The 18,391-nt window shown below is 63.3% G+C and carries 18 protein-coding genes and 1 pseudogene; 12 read left to right on the top strand and 7 right to left on the bottom strand.

The genetic code is table 11. The features are described 5' to 3' along the window. The 4 genes and pseudogenes from ASD45_RS23755 to ASD45_RS16650 all read left to right on the top strand — a co-directional run. Positions 1-1,265, top strand: a pseudogene (locus tag ASD45_RS23755) (hypothetical protein); the annotation flags it as partial. 162 nt (positions 1,266-1,427) lie between these two features. Further along, a complete protein-coding gene (locus tag ASD45_RS16660; RefSeq protein ID WP_056912500.1) occupies positions 1,428-3,200 on the top strand; it encodes a type I secretion system permease/ATPase in 1,773 nt (590 codons plus the stop codon). Further along, a complete protein-coding gene (locus tag ASD45_RS16655; protein ID WP_056912499.1) occupies positions 3,197-4,513 on the top strand; it encodes an HlyD family type I secretion periplasmic adaptor subunit in 1,317 nt (438 codons plus the stop codon). The genes ASD45_RS16660 and ASD45_RS16655 overlap by 4 nt, the downstream gene beginning before the upstream one ends. Further along, positions 4,510-6,741, top strand: a complete 2,232-nt coding sequence (locus tag ASD45_RS16650; protein ID WP_056912498.1) for an adenylate/guanylate cyclase domain-containing protein — start codon at positions 4,510-4,512, stop codon at positions 6,739-6,741. The genes ASD45_RS16655 and ASD45_RS16650 overlap by 4 nt, the downstream gene beginning before the upstream one ends. A gap of 6 nt (positions 6,742-6,747) precedes the next feature. Here the strand turns inward: ASD45_RS16650 and ASD45_RS16645 are convergent, their stop codons facing one another. After that, a complete protein-coding gene (locus ASD45_RS16645) occupies positions 6,748-7,695 on the bottom strand; it encodes a 1-phosphofructokinase family hexose kinase (RefSeq protein ID WP_056912497.1) in 948 nt (315 codons plus the stop codon). A 213-nt stretch (positions 7,696-7,908) separates the two neighbouring features. Between ASD45_RS16645 and ASD45_RS16640 the strand changes: the two genes are divergently transcribed. After that, the gene (locus tag ASD45_RS16640; RefSeq protein WP_056912496.1) at positions 7,909-8,739 is read left to right on the top strand and encodes a sulfite exporter TauE/SafE family protein; all 831 of its coding nucleotides are present in this window, start codon (positions 7,909-7,911) and stop codon (positions 8,737-8,739) included. A gap of 56 nt (positions 8,740-8,795) precedes the next feature. Here the strand turns inward: ASD45_RS16640 and ASD45_RS16635 are convergent, their stop codons facing one another. Together ASD45_RS16635 and ASD45_RS16630 are read right to left on the bottom strand one after the other, a co-directional pair. Next, a complete protein-coding gene (locus ASD45_RS16635; RefSeq protein WP_056912495.1) occupies positions 8,796-9,032 on the bottom strand; it encodes a hypothetical protein in 237 nt (78 codons plus the stop codon). 275 nt (positions 9,033-9,307) lie between these two features. Then, positions 9,308-10,192 (bottom strand): polysaccharide deacetylase family protein, encoded by an 885-nt coding sequence (locus tag ASD45_RS16630; protein ID WP_056912494.1) that lies wholly within the window; start codon positions 10,190-10,192, stop codon positions 9,308-9,310. Positions 10,193-10,403: 211 nt separating this feature from the next. On the opposite strand from ASD45_RS16630, the gene ASD45_RS23820 reads away from it, so the two are divergent. Together ASD45_RS23820 and ASD45_RS16625 are read left to right on the top strand one after the other, a co-directional pair. Then, positions 10,404-10,562, top strand: coding sequence for a hypothetical protein (locus ASD45_RS23820; protein ID WP_164488360.1), 159 nt, complete (start codon positions 10,404-10,406; stop codon positions 10,560-10,562). 59 nt (positions 10,563-10,621) lie between these two features. Continuing rightward, positions 10,622-11,203: an SCO family protein gene (locus tag ASD45_RS16625; RefSeq protein WP_244485479.1), complete on the top strand. Its 582-nt coding sequence runs from the start codon at positions 10,622-10,624 to the stop codon at positions 11,201-11,203. Here ASD45_RS16625 and ASD45_RS16620 read toward each other — a convergent pair. Next, positions 11,154-13,217 carry a glycosyltransferase gene (locus ASD45_RS16620; RefSeq protein WP_082540897.1) on the bottom strand — a complete coding sequence of 688 codons (2,064 nt, stop codon included), beginning with the start codon at positions 13,215-13,217 and terminating at the stop codon, positions 11,154-11,156. The two genes, ASD45_RS16625 and ASD45_RS16620, sit on opposite strands and share 50 nt — an antisense overlap. A gap of 128 nt (positions 13,218-13,345) precedes the next feature. On the opposite strand from ASD45_RS16620, the gene ASD45_RS16615 reads away from it, so the two are divergent. Then, positions 13,346-13,540 carry a twin transmembrane helix small protein gene (locus tag ASD45_RS16615; RefSeq protein ID WP_056912491.1) on the top strand — a complete coding sequence of 65 codons (195 nt, stop codon included), beginning with the start codon at positions 13,346-13,348 and terminating at the stop codon, positions 13,538-13,540. A gap of 27 nt (positions 13,541-13,567) precedes the next feature. Then, positions 13,568-14,140: a cob(I)yrinic acid a,c-diamide adenosyltransferase gene (locus tag ASD45_RS16610; protein WP_056912490.1), complete on the top strand. Its 573-nt coding sequence runs from the start codon at positions 13,568-13,570 to the stop codon at positions 14,138-14,140. 15 nt (positions 14,141-14,155) lie between these two features. Here ASD45_RS16610 and ASD45_RS16605 read toward each other — a convergent pair whose 3' ends face one another. Next, on the bottom strand, positions 14,156-14,347 hold the full coding sequence (locus ASD45_RS16605) for a hypothetical protein (RefSeq protein ID WP_156380896.1): 192 nt from the start codon (positions 14,345-14,347) through the stop codon (positions 14,156-14,158). Between the two features lie 89 nt (positions 14,348-14,436). On the opposite strand from ASD45_RS16605, the gene ASD45_RS16600 reads away from it, so the two are divergent. The 3 genes from ASD45_RS16600 (at position 14,437) to ASD45_RS16590 (ending at position 17,127) form a co-directional block, all read left to right on the top strand. After that, positions 14,437-15,186 carry an electron transfer flavoprotein subunit beta/FixA family protein gene (locus tag ASD45_RS16600; protein ID WP_056912488.1) on the top strand — a complete coding sequence of 250 codons (750 nt, stop codon included), beginning with the start codon at positions 14,437-14,439 and terminating at the stop codon, positions 15,184-15,186. A gap of 2 nt (positions 15,187-15,188) precedes the next feature. Continuing rightward, positions 15,189-16,133, top strand: a complete 945-nt coding sequence (locus ASD45_RS16595; RefSeq protein WP_056912487.1) for an FAD-binding protein — start codon at positions 15,189-15,191, stop codon at positions 16,131-16,133. Between the two features lie 112 nt (positions 16,134-16,245). Continuing rightward, positions 16,246-17,127: a 3-hydroxybutyryl-CoA dehydrogenase gene (locus ASD45_RS16590; protein ID WP_056912486.1), complete on the top strand. Its 882-nt coding sequence runs from the start codon at positions 16,246-16,248 to the stop codon at positions 17,125-17,127. 26 nt (positions 17,128-17,153) lie between these two features. Here ASD45_RS16590 and ASD45_RS16585 read toward each other — a convergent pair whose 3' ends face one another. Next, positions 17,154-17,621, bottom strand: coding sequence for an SRPBCC family protein (locus tag ASD45_RS16585; protein ID WP_082540896.1), 468 nt, complete (start codon positions 17,619-17,621; stop codon positions 17,154-17,156). A 119-nt stretch (positions 17,622-17,740) separates the two neighbouring features. After that, a complete protein-coding gene (locus ASD45_RS16580; RefSeq protein ID WP_056912484.1) occupies positions 17,741-18,376 on the bottom strand; it encodes a glutathione S-transferase family protein in 636 nt (211 codons plus the stop codon). Between the last annotated feature and the right edge of the window lie 15 nt (positions 18,377-18,391).

Here is an 18,391-nt window from a genome sequence, read left to right as displayed (position 1 = left end):
CCTTCACCGCGAAGGTGACGGACGAGCACGGCGCAAGCGATACGATCGTGGTGACCGTCACGGTCGGAACCAGTGATGACAACACCTTGAAACTGTCGGCGACCGATTGGTCGGCGTCGACTGCGATCGACCTCGGTGGCGGCATCAATGTCGTTAATGTTCTCGCCAACGGCGTCGATATCTCTGCATCTGGCGTGCCGATGGTGGACCATGTCGACGCCGGCAATCTCGTCGGCACCGGCTGCGACGATTCGATCACGCTTACGGGGCTGCAGCTCGATCACATCATTATCGGCAACGGCACGATCGACCTCGGAGCCGGAACGCATGACACGATCAACCTGACCTCCACATCGGCGCATCTTAATACTCTCGGCGCGACTGATGCGTCGATCGCCGGTGTTGAAGCGGTCTCCGCCTCGACGGCGACCGCGGGCGTCACCATCGATCTGCATGGCCAGAGCGAGGCCTTTGCGATTACCGGCAGCGGCTTCGCCGACACGCTGACCGGCGGCGATGGCAACGACATCATTACGAGCGGCGCGGGGGGCGACATTCTGACTGGCGGTCTGGGCGCCGACGCTTTTGTCATTGCCTCTTCCGGCGACCTCGCCGGCGATGTGATCGATGGCACGGCGCAAGACAAGACGAACATTACCGATGTCATCAAACTGACGACCGGCGGCGCCTATGATTTGAGCGATGCGAACGGCATCGCGACGGTGTCCAACATCGACAATATCGCGTTGACCAATGCCGCCGGCGGTTACTCGGTGATTGTCGGCGATGAACTTGTGTCGAGCGCCCACTACAATGGCGCTTCGACTGGCTATCTCCACTTTGGCTCCGGTGGATCAACGGTGACCGGTAGCATTTCGATCGATGCCTCTGGTCTGACCGGCACCAACCACCTCTTCGTTAATGGTGGTGGCTTCACCGGAAACAACACCTATGCCGGTGGTCAAGGAAATGATCTATTCAGCAGCGGTGGCACAGACACCTTTGTGTTTCACAATAATTTCGGCAATGACACGGTTCAGTCGTTCACGGCGGGCAACGCAACGGGTCACGACATCCTCCAGTTCGACAGCGATGTTTTCGCGAGCGCGACAGATGTCCTCAGTCACGCGAGCGCCAGCGGAGCCGATACGGTGATTACGGATACATCCGGGCACACTGTCACGCTCAATGGCGTCGATCATACGACGCTGACCAGCGCCAACATTCAGATCTACGACGTCATCAACCACGTCCTGATCGTGTAGGCCCTGTATCGCCCAAAGGCGTCGCACGGTGGCGCAAGTGGTTGCCGTTATTAACTTTTCTTGTGTTTCCACGGGCGACTTTCTGCCGGTTTCGTGGCACAATTGCCAGCGCGGGCCGATCTGCCGAGGAATTGGCCGGCGTTGGGGAGCCAATCCGCTGCCATGCTGAACAGTCCGCCCATCCGACGCCATTCGCCGCCGCGTTCCGAACTCTCGGCCGCGCTTGCCGCCTGCCGCGGCGCCTTTATCGGCACGGCCCTGGTCTCCGGCATGAGCAACATTCTCATGCTCACCGGCTCCATGTTCATGCTCGAGGTCTATGACCGCGTGTTGCCGAGCCGGAGCCTGCCGACGCTTGTCGGGCTTCTGATGCTCATCGTCTTCCTGTTTGCCGCGCTTGGCGTGCTCGACGCCATTCGCAGCCGTATCCTTGCTCGCGTCGGCGGGGCGCTCGATGAGGCGCTCAGCGGCCGCGTGTACGACACGCTGGTGCGGCTTCCCTTGCGCACCGGCGGCCGCGGCGACGGCACGCAGCCGCTCCGCGATCTTGACGCTGTCCGCTCCTATCTGTCGGGCCTCGGGCCGGTGGCGCTGTTCGATCTGCCCTGGATCCCGCTCTATCTCGCGATCTGCTTTGCCTTTCATCCGCTGATCGGCTTCACCGCGCTTGCCGGCGCCATCATCCTGGTCGCACTCACACTCGCCACCGAGATGATGACAAAGGCGCCGACGAAGAGCGCCGCCGAGGCCGCGACGGTCCGCAACGGCCTTGCCGAAGCGAGCCGGCGCAATGCCGAAGCGCTTGTCGCCATGGGCATGGTGCCGCGCATCGCGGCGCGTTGGGCTGAAGCCAACGACCGCTACATGCGCAGCCAGCAGCGCAGCAGCGACATCGGCGGCGGCCTCGGTTCGGCCTCGAAAGTCCTGCGCATGCTGCTGCAGTCCGTCGTGCTCGCGGTCGGCGCTTACCTTGTCATCAACCAGCAGGCGACCGCCGGCATCATCATCGCCAGTTCGATCCTGAGCGCGCGTGCGCTGGCGCCGGTCGATCTCGCCATCGCCAACTGGAAGGGCTTTGCCGCGGCCAGGCAAAGCTGGAAGCGGCTGAGCCAACTGCTCGAAGCCATGCCCGCATTGCCGCAGCCGATGGAATTGCCAGCCCCGGCGCACCGCCTGACTGTCGAGAACATCTCGGCGACGGCGCCCGGCACGACCAAGGTCCTGGTGCAGGATATTGCCTTCAAGCTCGAGGCCGGGCAGGGGCTCGGCGTTATCGGCCAGAGCGGTTCCGGTAAATCGTCGCTGGCCCGCATGCTGGTCGGCGTCTGGCACCCGGTGCGCGGCAAGGTGCGGCTCGACGGCGCCGCGCTCGACCAGTGGTCGCCCGACGTGCTCGGCCGGCACATCGGTTATCTGCCGCAGGATATCGAACTGCTCGCGGGCACGGTCGCCGACAATATTGCCCGTTTCGAGCCTCAGCCGGACGGCGAAGCGGTGATCGCCGCCGCCAAGGCGGTCGGCGTCCACGAGATGATCGTCGGTCTGCCGCAAGGTTACGAGACGCCGGTCGGCGAGCAGGGCGCTGCGCTCTCGGCAGGCCAGGCGCAACGCGTGGCGCTGGCGCGCGCGGTGTATCGCGACCCGTTTCTGGTGGTGCTCGATGAGCCGAACTCGCATCTCGATTCGGATGGCGACGCAGCGCTCACCCGCGCCATTCTCGGCATTCGGGAGCGCAAGGGCATTGTCGTCGTCATCGCGCACCGGCCGAGCGCGATCGCCGGGGTCGATCAGATTCTCGTCATGAACCAGGGCCGGGCGCAGGCCTGCGGTCCGAAGGATGAAGTGCTGTCCAAGGTGCTGCAAAGGCCGCCGGGCGCCGCAGCGCCGACGCCGATCGGCATCCGTCCCGAGAAGAGCGGGGGCGCGAGCGCATGAACGCCGACCGCGGACCATCATCCAGCGCGCAGGCGTCGATTCGCCGCCACCTGATCGTCGGCCTGATGATCGTGCTGTTCCTGGGCGGCGGAGTCGGCGGCTGGGCGGCGACCGTGAAACTGGCGGGCGCCTTGATCGCACAAGGCTCGATTGTCGTCGATCAGAATGTTCAGAAGGTGCAGCATCCGACCGGCGGCATTGTCGGCGACCTGCGCGTCCATGACGGCGACTATGTCAAATCCGGCGATGTGCTGGTGCGGCTCGACGAGACGGTGATGCGCGCCAACTTGGCGATCGTGACCAAGGGGCTCGACCAGGCGGTGGCGCGAAAGGCCCGGCTCGAAGCCGAGCGCGATGGCGCCGACACGATCGCGTTCCCCGCCGATCTCATGAGGCGAGCCACGGACGCCGACGTCGCCGACACCATGGCGAGCGAGCGAAAGCTGTTCGAGTTGCGCCGCGCCGAACGTCTCGGACAGAAGGCGCAGCTCACGCAGCGCGTCAAACAGCTCGAGGAAGAGATCGGTGGCATCGAGGCGCAGCAGGCCGCCAAAAGCCAGGAAATCGATCTGATCAGCCGCGAACTCGAAGGCGTGCGTGATCTCTACAAGCGCAACCTGGTGCAGTTGACGCGGCTCACCCAGCTCGAGCGCGAGACCGCGCGCCTCGGCGGCGAGCGCGCGCAACTCGTTGCGACTGCGGCGCAGTCGAAGGGCAAAATCTCCGAAATCCGCTTGCAGATCATCCAGATAGACCAGAATCTGTCGAGCGACGTCGCCAAGGAATTGCGCGAAACCGACAGCAAGATCGGCGAATTCGTCGAGCGCAAGATCACCGCCGAGGACCAGTTGCGCCGCACCGATATCCGGGCGCCGCAGACGGGTTTTGTCTTCCAGTCGGCGGTTCACACTGTCGGCGGCGTCATCACCGCCGGCGATCCGATCATGTACATCGTGCCCGACTCTGCCAAACTGCAGGTCGAGGCCAAGGTGCAGCCGCAGGATATCGCTCAGGTCAAGGTCGGCCAGGCCGCGGTGCTGCGCTTCTCGGCCTTCGATGCGCGCACCACGCCCGAAATCAACGGCGAAGTGACGCGCGTTTCCGCCGATACCTCGACGGATCAGCGCACCGGCGCGAGCTACTATACCATCCGCATCAGTCTGCCGGCCGAAGCGTTGCAGAAGCTCGATGACCTCAAGCTGCTGCCCGGCATGCCGGTCGAAGCCTTCGTGCAGACCGGCGAGCGCACGGTCATTTCTTATTTGATGAAGCCGCTGCAGGATCAGTTCATGCGCGCCTTCCGCGAGAAATGAGTCGCTCCTTGACAGAAGCGCTCAAACAGTTCGGGCGCCAGTTCGGCCTCGGCCGGGTGATCTGCCTGTTGCTGCTGGCGGCGCTGGTCATGTTGCGCATCTGGGATCCGGCGCCGCTCGAAGCGCTGCGCAGCCGCACTTTCGACCTCTATCAGCGCGTCCAACCGCGCGAGGCGACACTTCGTCCGGCGGTGATCGTCGACATCGACGAAGCCAGCCTCAAGAGCATCGGGCAGTGGCCGTGGCCGCGCACTGTGCTTGCCGACCTCGTCACCAGGCTCACGCGCATGGGCGCGGCCGTCGTTGCCTTCGATATTATCTTCGCCGAACCAGATCGCATGTCGCCGGCCGTCGCCGCCGACAGTTTCCGCAATCTCGATGCGGCAACGCGCGCGCAACTGGCGAAGTTGCCGGACAATGACGCGGTTTTCGCCGATGCCATCCGGCATTCGCGCGTCGTGCTCGGCGAATCCGGCCATCACCTCAACCTGAGCGAGGGCGCGGCCGCGCCGCCCGTCGTCGGCTTTGCCATGATGGGGCCGGACCCCAAGCGTTTCCTGATCAACTATCCCGGGATGATCGGCAACATTCCGGCGCTCGAACAGGCCGCTGCCGGCCGCGGCATGCTGACGATCCAGCCGGAGCCCGATGGCATCGTCCGGCGCGTGCCGATGACGATCGTCGCGCGTGACATGATGACACCGGCGCTGACACTGGAAATGCTGCGCGTCGTCACCGGCGCCGGCGCCTTCCGCATCAAAAGCGACGCCGCCGGCGTGCGCAGCGTCGCGATTCCGGCGCTCGAGATGCCGACCGACGGCAACGGCCAGCTCTGGATCCATTTCGCGCCCTACGACGCCAACCGTTTCGTCTCGGCCAAGGATATTCTCGAAGACCGCGTGCCGCCGGATCGCATCGCCCGCAAACTGGTGCTGATCGGCACCTCCGCGGTCGGCCTGCGCGATATCAAGGCGACCCCAATCGACCCGGCGATGTCCGGCGTCGAAGTGCATGCGCAGGTGCTCGAGAGTATCCTGTCGAATGCGGTGCTGGCGCGGCCCGGCTATGCCATCGGCGGCGAGCTGGCCGTCACCGTGCTGTTCGGGCTCGGCATCATCGCGCTCGGGCCGATCCTCGGCGCGGCGCCGATGCTCGGTTTGGGGGCGATCGTCGGCGCCGCCTTGGCCGCTGGCTCGTGGCTGTTCTTCACCGAAAAGCGCATTCTGCTCGACGCGACTTTCCCGCTGCTCGCCACCTTCCTCGTCTATCTGGCGCTGATGTTCATCAATTACTTCCGCGAGCAATTGCAGCGTCACCGTATCCGCACGGCCTTCGGGCAATATCTTGCGCCCGAGCTGGTATCACAGTTGGCGCACTCGCATGAAAAGCTGACGCTCGGCGGCGAAGACCGCAACATGACCATCATGTTCTCGGACGTGCGCGGCTTCACCACGATCTCTGAACTGTACAAGGATGATCCTCAAGGCTTGACGACCTTGATGAACAACTTCCTGACGCCGCTGACCAACGCCATCATCGAGAACAACGGCACGATCGACAAATATATAGGTGACGCCGTCATGGCGTTCTGGAACGCGCCGCTGCACGACACGCATCACGAGGTCAACGCCTGCCGCGCGGCGCTGGAAATGTTGCGCAAGGTGGAAACACTGAATGCGCGGCGCGAACGCGAGGCGAGCGAATCCGGTCAGCGGTTCATTCCGATCAATGTCGGCATCGGCATCAACACCGGGCGCTGCGTGGTCGGCAATATGGGCTCGGACCTGCGCTTCAACTACTCGGTGCTCGGCGATCCGGTGAACCTGGCCTCGCGCCTGGAGGGTCAGTCGAAGAACTATGGCGTCCGCATCATCGTCGGCGCGCGCACCGCGCAGGCGGTCGCCGACAAGTTCGCGCTGCTCGAACTCGATGTCATCACCGTCAAGGGCAAGACCGAGCCCGAGACCGTCTACACCGTGCTGGGCGATGCCGAGGTCGCCGCCAGCGAAAACTACCAGGCGTTGAAGCGTGTATTCAGCGACATGCTCCAGCACTATCGGAGGCGCGATTTCGAAGGCGCCGAGCAGTTCATTCTGCGCTGTCGCGAGGCCGCCAAGCCGTTTGGGCTGGACCGGCTGGTCGACATCTACACGCTGCGCATCGCCAGCTTCCAGAAGGACGAGCCGCCGGTCGACTGGAACGGCGTCTTCGCGCTCGAGACCAAATAACAGGCGTTAAGCGGTTTGGATCTCTTCGATTTCGACCCTCGGCGCGAGCCTCTTGACATCCGCATGGCTGCATAATTCGGTGCCGGGGCTCATCACCGCGGCCGAGCCCGCGGCAACGGCGACACGGAACGCGTCCCTGGGCGTCTGCCCGTCCGAGAGGGCCCAGACCAGCCCTCCGAGAAAGCTGTCGCCAGCACCGACGGCGCTGACGACTTCGATCTTCATCGGCGCGGCCTTGAAGACGTCGTCTTTCGTCACCAGCAGCGCCCCGTCGGCGCCAAGGGTCAACGCCACCATTTTCACGCGCCCGCCGGCGATCAGTTCGCGACAAGCGGCGATGCGGGCGTGATCGCTGTCGAGCGTGGTACCGGTGAATGCACTCAGTTCATTGACATTGGGCTTGACGATATCGATGCATTCTTCGAGCGCGGCCTTGAGCGCGTCGCCCGACGTATCGACGACACTCTGTGCACCGAGTCGCTTGGCCTCGCGAACCACGCGCGCGAAATAATCGTCGGGCACGCCGGGCGGAATGCTGCCGCTGGCGACCACAAACCGCGGCTTGTCCTTCAACTTCGTCATCGTGCTCAAGCAGGCCTCCCATTCCGCACGATGAAGCGTCGAGCCCGGGAGTACGAAGCGATATTGATCGCCGCTGCTCGTCTCGTAGGCCGTAAAGTTCTCACGGGTCTCGACATGCGACGGCGTAACAAGGCTATCGATGCCCTCGCGATCGAGCAGTTTCTGCAGCAGCCTGCCGATCGAGCCGCCGACCGGGTATATGGCGGTAGCGTCGCCGCCGAGGCGGCTCACGACACGCGCGACGTTGATGCCGCCGCCGCCAGGATCGCGCTTCGGCGCCGAGCATCGCATCTTTGTCGTCGGCTCGACCTTCTCGACATTGAAGAAAATGTCCACGGCCGGATTGATGGTGATTGTAATGATGTCAGGCACGGTGAGCCTTCCGTTGGGCGCGGCATTTCGTCGTTACAGGCCGTCAGCGGACCAATTGGACATTTTTGATCGCATTTTCTGCGGAATACTCAACAAAATTCCAACGGCAGCATTGTCAAGCGCCAATTGACGCAGTTCAACGCGTAGTCACAATTGCCGTTCCCGACCAGTGTGCTTAGATCAAACGCCGCTTTCCGCGGCGACGGGGTGTCGATGATCGATCCGCTGTACTCGCTGTCGGGATTTGCCGTCGGTCTGCTTGTTGGTATGACCGGCGTGGGCGGCGGTTCGCTAATGACGCCGCTGCTCATCCTGTTGTTCGGCATCCATCCGGCGACGGCGGTCGGCACCGACCTATTATATGCGGCGGCAACCAAGACTGCGGGTAGCCTGATGCACGGCTTCGCCCGCAGTATCGATTGGCGCATCGTGCGCCGCCTGGCGAGCGGCAGCGTGCCGGCGACATGCATCACGCTACTGATCCTGTCGCAATTGAATCTCGATAGCGAGGCGGTCGGCAACCTGATCACACTCGTATTGGGCGTTGCGCTGTTCGTCACGGCTTCCGTTCTGGTGCTCGGTCAGCCGATCGTCGAATGGTACCGCGCGCATGTCGGGTCATTGAGCGAGGAGCGCACAGCCCTCGCGACCGTCCTGGTCGGGGCGACGCTCGGCGTCCTGGTGTCGATCTCCTCGGTCGGCGCCGGCGCGATCGGCGTCATCGCTTTGCTGCTGCTGTATCCTGGGCTGCCGATGGTCAAGATCGTGGGCTCCGACATCGCACATGCCGTGCCGCTGACCCTGATTGCCGGCATGGGTCACTGGATGATGGGCTCGGTCGATTGGCACATCATCATGTCACTGCTCGCCGGTTCTTTACCCGGCATCTTCGTCGGCAGTTACTTTGCCATCCGCGTTCCGGAACGAGCATTGCGGCTCGTGCTGGCAGCGACATTATTCGTCGTGGCCAGCCGGATGGTCTATGACCATGCAACGGCGGCTTCGGCAGTGTTTACGGCCTTCAGCAGGCGCGCTGTCGAGTAGTTTCGCGGCTGCGGGGCAGCCGCCGGCACAGAGACTGCGACGTTGAGCGCGAGCGCTCAGTCGAGGCTCGCCTGCGTGCTTTGTTCGGCGTCGTAAATCGATACCTGCACGACAGGGAAGGCCTTTTTGATCGCCTTGGCGGCGTTGCGGGCTTCATCGAGCGAGGCGAATGTCGCCTTGGTCTGCCGGTCGACCTGCAGTCGAAAACGCGCCAGCGTCGGCCGCGTTTGGGTGACCTTGGCCACCTCCGGTTCCGCGGCTTTATCCTTCTTCGGCATGCTGATCGTGGCCATTCGCGATACGTCCTTCGTGGCCCGGACAGGTTTCCGGACTGCTGATTCCATCGACAGACCCCTGGAGGTGACTAGAGCCTCTTACTGATGATTCGCTGTCGAGGCCTGGTCAAAGTCTGATCCGAAATGCCGTGCCAACGCAAGGGCGGGCCCTTTCGCTATCCCAAGCGGAGATAGGCAGGCGGGGTCCGCTTCGACAGATGGCAAAAAACCGGCCGTGCGAAAATATCGCACGACCGGTTCGGGTCGAAAAGGGCGGGAAGTTCAAGCGCCGATCAGTTTTCGTTGATCGTCTTGATGACGCTGGACATCGGGCGGGCCTCGTCGAGGCCGCCGCCCATCTCCTTCAAGACCATGTCGACATATTCCTTCTTCGGCTCGATCGGCGTCTTGCCGGTGATCTGCACCACCTTGTAGCCGCCTTCCTTGAGCCGCTTGAGCAGTTCCGGCGCGGCCTTGGCGGTGGCTTGCTGGAAGTCGTGCATCAGGATGATGCCCTTGCCGTTCTTTTCCAGCTTCTTCATCACATTGCCGACGACCTGTTCCGGCTTGCGAGTCTTGAAGTCGAAGGAGTCGAGGTCAGTCGAGAAGATGCCGACGTTACGATCGCCAAGGTACTTCAACATTTCCGGCGGATGACGCAGCGCCGGGAAACGGAAGAAGGCATCGACCGGCTTGTTGCCGAGCGCGATGCTGACGGCGGCAACGCCCTTTTCGAACTCGTCGACCGCTTCCTGCTGGGTGAGGCGCGACAGATCCTTGTGCGACCAGGTGTGCGAACCGATGGTGTGCCCCTCGGCGCGAACGCGCTTGAGGATTTCCGGGTGATATCCGGCGTGCTTGCCGATCGGGAAGAACAGCGCCTTGGTGCACTGATCGGCCAGCGCCTTCAACACGTCCGGCGTGTGACCCGGCCACGGACCGTCGTCGAACGTCAGCACGACTTCGTGGTCGCGCAAGAAGTCATAAGCCTTGAAGTGTTCGAAACCGAAGCCGGGGCCGCCGGTGGTATCGATCTGCACCACGCGTGACACGCCAAGGGCGTTCGGATTTTCGCACTTCGCCGGCGTCGCCGCGGGTGCCGGGGCGTTCTGAGCCCAGGCCGCAGTCCCTGCGGCGGACATCGAGATCGCGACAAGAAGGGCCAACGCGCTACGCATAACAAACTCCTAGAGGGCAGTAATCATTATGATGCCTGCTCATACATTGCGACTTTAACCTTTCGAGTCAACGGAAGTCCCGAAAAGCCGCATTTTATCAGCCCTGCGTTGCCTTTATGGTTAATGCCGGCCGGGAATTGGCCCCGGGCAGTTGCCGGGGCAGGGGAGGATGTTTATCTGAGGAACCCGGTGTCCCAATGCGGGAACTGATATGCGCGCCTCTGCCTCGATCCCGGCCATTTCGTGGGCCACGCTGTTGGCTTCGCTGCTCGGCGGGGTGGTTGTTGCCGTAACCATCGGCCTTTGGGCCTATTTCGGGACCGCTGTCTTTTTCGAGATGGTGCGAACGGGTTTTGCCGCCTGCTTCTGACCCCCGCCTCGACGTCCTCTTCACGTATCGGACCTGCCATGACCTCCCGCACCAATCACATGCTTCTCGTCGTCGCCGCGTTCCTGACGGGTCTTGGCGTGTTTCTGGGGGCGCTGTGGTACGTGACCGGCGGTCTCAACCCCCAGGCGGTGTCGACTGCGTCCGCTGTCGGCGGGCCGTTCAAGCTCGTGGACCAGAACAACAAGCCGATCACCGATCAGGATTTCAAGGGCAGGCCGTGGCTGGTCTTCTTCGGCTACACGCATTGCCCGGACGTTTGTCCGACCACGCTGTTCGACGTGTCGGAAATGCTGCGGGCGATGGGCAAGGATGCGGACCGCACAGGCGCCCTGTTCATCACCGTCGATCCGGAGCGCGATACGCCGGCGGTGATGAAGGATTATCTGTCGAGCTTCGATCCGCGGATGATGGCGGCGACTGGCGATCGCGCGTCGATCGATGCCGCCGAGAAGGCCTACCGGGTGTATGCCAAGAAAATCCCGACCGGCAAGGGCGACGATTATTCGATGGACCACACCGCGATGGTTTATCTGATGGACAAGCAAGGCCGCTTCGTTGCGCCGTTCAACCTCAAGCGGACGCCCGAAGAGGCCGCCGCCGAGATGAAGAAGTATCTATAGTTGCTTCATTGACGGTCGGCAGCATGCCGGCCTGCGGGGCGCAGCGCAGATCCTGCTCGAGATCGGTCAGCGCTCGCGCCAGACGCGCGGCGCGCTGCGACGTCCGCGCCAGCCCGTGTTCGGTTTTCTCCCAGACGAAGGGTTGGGTGAACAATTGATAGACCGCGCGCCACGCCGCCGTGGACAGCAGCAGCCAATGCAGCGGCGTCAGCAACAAGACCCAGGCCGACGATGACAGTTCGCGCCGCTTCAGGCCCAGCCATCCCAGATAGGCCGAGCTGAGATAACCGCACACCGCGGTCATGCCGTAGACAATGCCCAGAAGAACAAGCGACGGCTGGTCGCCCGCCCACAGCCCGCCGCAGTAGGCGATCGAACAGGTCAGCGCCGCAACGAACAACGGATGCACCAACGCCGCGAGCACGGTGCCGCCGACCATGAGATTGAAGGCAATGAAGCCCGATGGTCCGAGTTCGCGCCATAGCTGCCGGGGCCGACGCATGTGAACGAGCCACGTCTGCATCCAGCCTTTGAACCAGCGCGTGCGCTGACGCAGCCAGGCGCTGGGTTTGGCGGGCGCTTCTTCGTACGTCGTCGAGTCGATCATCGCGGCGCGATAGCCCCAGCGCGCCAGCCGCATGCCGAGATCGGCGTCCTCGGTGACGTTGTACGGATCCCAGCCGCCGATCTTGCGCAAGGTGTCGGTGTGAAAATGGTTAGACGTGCCGCCTAGCGGCAGGGGCACGTGAAGGCTCGCCAGCCCCGGCAGGAAGACGTCGAACTGGCCGGCGTATTCGGCGGTGAAATAGCGCGCCAGCCAGCCATCGGCGGTGTTGTCGATGCACAGCCGCGCCTGAACGCAGGCGAGATTGCGGTCGCCGCCCAGGAATTCGCGCAGGGCCAGACGCAACTGTCCAGGGTCGGGCCGGTCCTCAGCATCATAGATCACGGTGAAGGTACCGCGCGCGAAGGGCAGCGCGACATTGAGCGCTTTCGGCTTGGTGCGTGGTCCGCCGGGCGGCACGTCGATCACCGTAATGGGAAACCGCGTCTTGATGGCATTCAACGCGTCGCGGGTGTCCGCATCGTCGGCCTCGACAGCGACGATGACGTCGAGCTTTTCCGCCGGATAATCGAGCCGCTCGATCGCGGCCAGCAGCCCGCCGACCGAAGCCGCCTCGCGATAGACTGCAGCGATCACGCTGTAGATCGGCAACTCGCGATCCGACAACTGTCGCGCCGGTGATAGCGGTGGCGGGCCGACGAAGGCGCCGAGCAGGCGCAGACCCAGCCAGGCCAGAAATATCGCCGACAGCGTCAGCTCGACCACCATCAGCGCGACGGCGGGTCCGAGAAAGGCCGCCATGAGCGAAAAAGCCGCGACAGCCGCGGCCGCTGCAATCGATACGCAGCCGAAGCCGTGCCGCGATGACGCGGACAGGGCAGGCCAACGACCTTGCAACGCCTGCAAGGCGTGCGTGACGATGGCATCGCCGCCGATACGCAGCAGCAGGCGGTTAAAGCGCTCCGTCGTCGTCAGACGAAAGCGTGCGGCCCTCGCCGGATCGCTTCTGATCAGCCGGACCAATCCCCGCGCCCCGGTGCCGCGCGGCGCGATCACGATTGCCGTGCCGGTGTCGTCGGCGACAGGCAGCAGGCCGGATGCGGCTGCGCCGACCAGGTCCGCATCGGACAGCAGGCACTGGGAACGCGCTACGGTTTCCAGTGGCTCGAAGGCGATGCCGAGGTCGGCGGCGAGGGCGCGGACATATGTCTCGTCGTCAAGTATCCCGGCGCTGATGATGGCCCGGTCGGCGCCGAGGCCGAGACGCTCGGCCCGTTGCTCGGCCCAGTCCAGGATGCCCGGCGACAGGCGGTATCGGATGCAGTCGAGCTCTGGATAGGCGGAGGTCGCTCTGGCGCGCGGCCGGTGGGCCCGCGGCGGCCGGCTCGTGCCCCGGTTTTCTGACGGCCTCGCAAACGGCCTGGTCGCATTCTCCAACCCAGGTCGCATTGCCCCAACCCGACCGACTTCCCCACAACCAAAATGTCACAAATACAACCATATGGCGAGTCCGGATTGCCAATTCTCATGGCTGGGCTGTGCTGGCCGGCATCCGGTCGGGGTGCTAATAGGCCCCCATGTCCGATTTCCTCTCCCACTATCTGGTGCCCGCCGCGATCATCGCGGTCGGTATCGTCCTTGCGCTCGGTCTGATTAATATGATGCGGGGCGGCTCACCGAACCGCTCCCAGAAATTGATGCGGCTTCGCGTACTCCTGCAGTTCGTTGCGATCGCCGTCATCATGTTCACGATCTGGGTGATGCGCGGCTGATTTTTGCCCGAACGTCCGAGGGTTTCGATGGTCGTTCTCAATCGGATCTATACCCGCACCGGCGACGACGGCACGACCTCGCTCGGCTCCGGCGCGCGCCGCAAGAAGTACGATCTGCGCGTCGAAGCCTATGGCACCCTCGACGAAGCAAACGCAGTGCTCGGTCTCGTCCGCCTGCACACGGCGGCGGACAAGAGTTTCGATGCCGCCCTCGGCCGCATTCAGAACGATCTCTTTGATGTCGAAGCCGATCTCTGCCTGGCGGAGAAAGGCCCGGGCGGCGCCCGTCTCACCGTGACCGACGCCCAAGTTGCCTGGCTTGAAGGTGAGATCGACCGGCTGAACGCCGACCTTGCGCCGCTCAAATCATTTATCCTGCCGGGCGGCAGCGCAGCGTCGGCCTATCTGCATCTGGCCCGCACGGTTTGCCGGCGCGCCGAGCGCATCATGGTCAAGCTGCGCGATACCGATCAGGACGGCGTGTCCGATCCGTCGCTTAAATACGTCAATCGATTATCGGACTATCTTTTCGTCGCCGGCCGTTACGCCAATGACAAAGGCGCCAGCGACATCCTGTGGCAGCCGGGTCAGAACCGCTGAGTAACCGACTGCCGGCTACGGAAAGTCGCGGTCGTCCGCGATCATCATCCGCTCAGACGCGCCGTCGTATTCGTGCGAGTGTTCGATTTCGTCGGCTCGCCTGATGGCGACGTCGGTCGACGCCAGGGGACGATGGCCCCGGAGCAGGAAATAGCGTTCAATGACCTGAAGAGGCTCGGAAATCTCAAGAAAGCGCCATTGCGGCATCGTGCAATGCGGCATAAGCGTTGACATGCTAACCGGGCCGCCTTTAGGTTCCCGCCGTTTTCCCGACTAGGCCCGATAGGGATAGAATTATGAAGATTCTGGTGCCCGTTAAGCGGGTCGTCGATTACAACGTCAAAATTCGCGTCAAGCCCGATGGCTCGGGCGTGGAACTCGCCAACATCAAGATGTCGATGAATCCCTTCGACGAGATCGCCGTCGAAGAGGCGATCCGTTTGAAGGAAGCCGGCAAGGCGACCGAGATTGTCGCGGTGTCTATCGGCGCGCAGCAGTCATCGGAGACCATTCGCACCGCGCTCGCCATGGGCGCCGATCGCGGTATTCTGGTGAAGGCCGACGGCGTGGTGGAACCGCTCGCCGTTGCCAAGATCCTCAAGAAGATCGTCGAAGCCGAACAGCCCGGTCTCGTCATCATGGGCAAGCAGGCGATCGATGATGATTCCAACCAGACCGGCCAGATGCTCGCCGCGTTGCTTGGCTGGTCGCAAGGCACCTTCGCCTCGAAGCTGGTGCTCGACGGCGACAGCGTGTCGGTAACGCGCGAAGTCGACGGCGGCCTGCAAACCGTCAAGCTCAAGGGCCCGGCGATCGTCACCACCGACCTCCGCCTCAACGAGCCGCGCTACGCTTCGCTGCCGAACATCATGAAGGCGAAGAAGAAGCCGATCGAGGAAAAGACCGCCGCCGATTACGGCGTCGACACCAAGCCGCGCCTTGAGGTCGTCAAGACCACCGAACCTTCGGGCCGCAAGGCCGGCGTCAAGGTCGGCTCGGTCGCCGAACTCGTTGCCAAGCTGAAGAACGAAGCGGGAGTAATTTGATCATGACCACGCTTGTTCTCGCCGAGCATGACAACAAGTCGCTGAAAGATGCGACCAACAAGGCAGTCACTGCCGCCAAGGCGATGGGCGGCGACGTCCACGTTCTCGTTGCCGGCAAGGATTGCAAGGCCGCGGCCGATGCTGCCGCCAAGCTCGACGGCGTTGCCAAGGTGCTCATCGCCGATGCGCCGGCCTACGAGCATCAGCTCGCCGAGCCGCTGGCGGCGCTGATCGTTTCGCTCGCCGGCTCGTACGACGCCTTCGTGGCGCCGGCGACCACCTCGGGCAAGAACGTCATGCCGCGCGTCGCCGCGCTGCTCGACGTCATGCAGATTTCCGAAATCATGAAGGTTGTTTCGCCCGATACGTTCGAGCGTCCGATCTATGCCGGCAACGCGATCCAGACCGTGAAGTCGACGGACGCCAAGAAGGTCATCACCGTGCGCACCTCGACCTTCCAGGCGGCGGGTGAAGGTGGCTCGGCACCGGTCGAGGCCGCGCAGGCCGCTGCCGATCCCGGCGTGTCGTCCTTCGTCGGCGAAGAGCTGTCGAAGTCGGACCGTCCCGAACTCACCTCCGCCAAGATCATCATCTCCGGCGGCCGGGCGATGCAGAACCGCGAGAACTTCACCAAGTACATCGAACCGGTGGCCGACAAGCTCGGCGCCGCGATGGGCGCCTCGCGTGCCGCGGTCGATGCCGGTTATGCGCCGAACGACTGGCAGGTCGGTCAGACCGGCAAGGTTGTAGCGCCGGAGCTCTACATCGCCGTCGGCATTTCAGGTGCGATCCAGCATCTCGCCGGCATGAAAGATTCAAAGGTCATCGTCGCGATCAACAAGGACGAAGAAGCCCCCATCTTCCAGGTGGCCGATTACGGACTGGTCGCCGATCTCTACCAGGCATTGCCGGAATTGGCCGAGGAGCTAGGCAAGGCCGGTCGCTGAGGCCGTTCAACAACGGTTCATCGCGTCTGTGGCGTCATACCGCAGTTCGTCGTAGAAACGGGGTTCGGACGGGGGGATTGCCTCACCGGGCATGGAACATATCGGATCAGAAATGGCCGCCACTATAAAAACTGTCGGGGTAATCGGCGCCGGTCAGATGGGCAACGGCATTGCTCACGTCTGTGCACTGGCCGGCTATGACGTGAAGCTCAACGACATTTCGGCAGACCGCATCAAGGCCGGCATGGCCACGATCAACGGCAACATGGCCAAGCAGGTCTCCAAGAAGACGATCACGGAAGACGATCGCAAGGCGGCGCTGGCGCGTATCGGCGCGGCCGAGAAATACGACGGTCTCGGCGCCTGCGATCTCGTCATCGAGACGGCGATCGAAAAGGAAGAAGCCAAGCGCAAGATCTATTCCGAACTGTGCCCGTCGCTGAAGCCGGAGGCGATCCTCGCCACCAACACTTCGTCGATCTCGATTACGCGCCTTGCCGCCACGACCGATCGCCCCGAGCGCTTCATCGGCATTCACTTCATGAATCCGGTGCCGTTGATGGAGCTCGTTGAGGTAATTCGCGGCATTGCCACCGACGATGCGACCTTCGAGACGTCGAAGGACTTCGTTCGCACGCTCAAGAAGACGATCGCGGTTTCGGAAGACTTCCCGGCCTTCATCGTCAACCGCATCCTGCTGCCTATGATCAACGAGGCGATCTACACGCTGTACGAAGGCGTCGGCAATGTCGAGGCGATCGACACCGCGATGCGTCTCGGCGCCCACCATCCGATGGGCCCGCTCGAACTCGCCGACTTCATCGGCCTCGACACCTGCTTGTCGGTGATGCAGGTGCTGCACGAGGGCTTGGCCGACTCGAAGTATCGGCCGTGCCCGTTGCTGGTGAAGTACGTCGAAGCCGGCTGGCTCGGCCGCAAGACGCAGCGCGGCTTCTACGACTATCGCGGCGACAAGCCGGTCCCGACGCGGTAGAGGCGTGGTCCGTCGTTGCGACCGCTTCAGGCTGAGAAGTACAGTCTGAAGCCCTCGAATATGCCTGCGTAGATTCCCTCGAAGCGAGCGACGGAGGCGGCCGGGCCTTCGTCCGGCTCGACGTCGAACCACGACGCGATGTGCAATCGGCACCTCAGGGCGTCGATTTCATCGACATAACTTGTGGCAATATATCCAATAGACCCGAGTGAGTCGGTTTTTCGATAATAGATGCGTCTGGTCTCGTCATTCTGGTAAACGAGCTCTTCCTCGATCTTTACGCCGGAGTCGAGGATCATCCGTCGTGTGCGCGGCACTTGGCCCGGTTCCCCGATCAGTTCGCATTTGACCAGCTTGCCAAGTGGTCCGCCGCGCTTGGCGCTTAAGCTCCATCGCAGCATTCCGGCCCAATCGGTCAGCAGCATCCAGACGTCGTGTGCCGGTGCCGGGATTTCTCCCGACTTGTGGAGCTGGGCTCTTTGAGCTTGTGCCATGTGTCAACCTAGTCGCGACCTCGCGTAGCGACGCCTTGTTCTACGGCAGCGCACCGCCGCGCCATCGTGCATCGAAGACGCGCGTAAACGCGCTTGCGCTGCGTGTCCGGGACACGCGACTACGCCGCCGCGGCCGGGATCTGGGGCGCGGTCTCCTTCCAGCACGGCAGCGACGCGATGCGCCCGAACCATTCGCGCACCTTCGGATAGTCTGCGAGCGGCAGGCCGGCGCGCTCGGCGTAGAACAGGGGGCCGGCGACAGAGAAGTCGGCAAGGGTGAGGGAGCTGCCCACGAGGTAAGGCTGCTTGCCCAGATGTGCCTCGAGCACCTTGGCGTCGCGGGCGAAATTGTCGAGCGCGCGCGCCACGGCCGCCTCGTCCGGTGCACCCGCCCCGACGAGTTGCTTGACGATGCGCTCGAACAGCAACGGCGCGCAGGATTCCTTCTCCCAGTGCGCGAGATTCCAACTCTGCCAGCGCACGATGTCGGCGCGAATGCGCATGTCGTCCGGCCAGAGCGCAGTGGGCTTCTGGCCGGCGAGGTAGTGCATGATCGCCATCGCCTCCCACAATTTGAAGTCGCCATCGACCAGCGTCGGCGCGCGGCCGTTGGGATTGATCGCGCGATAGTCCGGCTCGTGCTGCTGGCCCTTGGTCAGGTCGACGAATTCGAAGTCGAGCGGCACGCCAAGCTGGGCTGCGACGGCGCGCACCGCCCAGGTGCGCGGCGACGGTGGGAATCCATAGAGCTTCATTGTCATCTCCCGTTT

Origin of the sequence: Pseudolabrys sp. Root1462 (assembly GCF_001426945.1) — a bacterium.
In the GTDB taxonomy this organism is placed as follows: Bacteria; Pseudomonadota; Alphaproteobacteria; order Rhizobiales; family Xanthobacteraceae; genus Pseudolabrys.
This window is presented reverse-complemented; position numbering and strand designations above follow the sequence as displayed.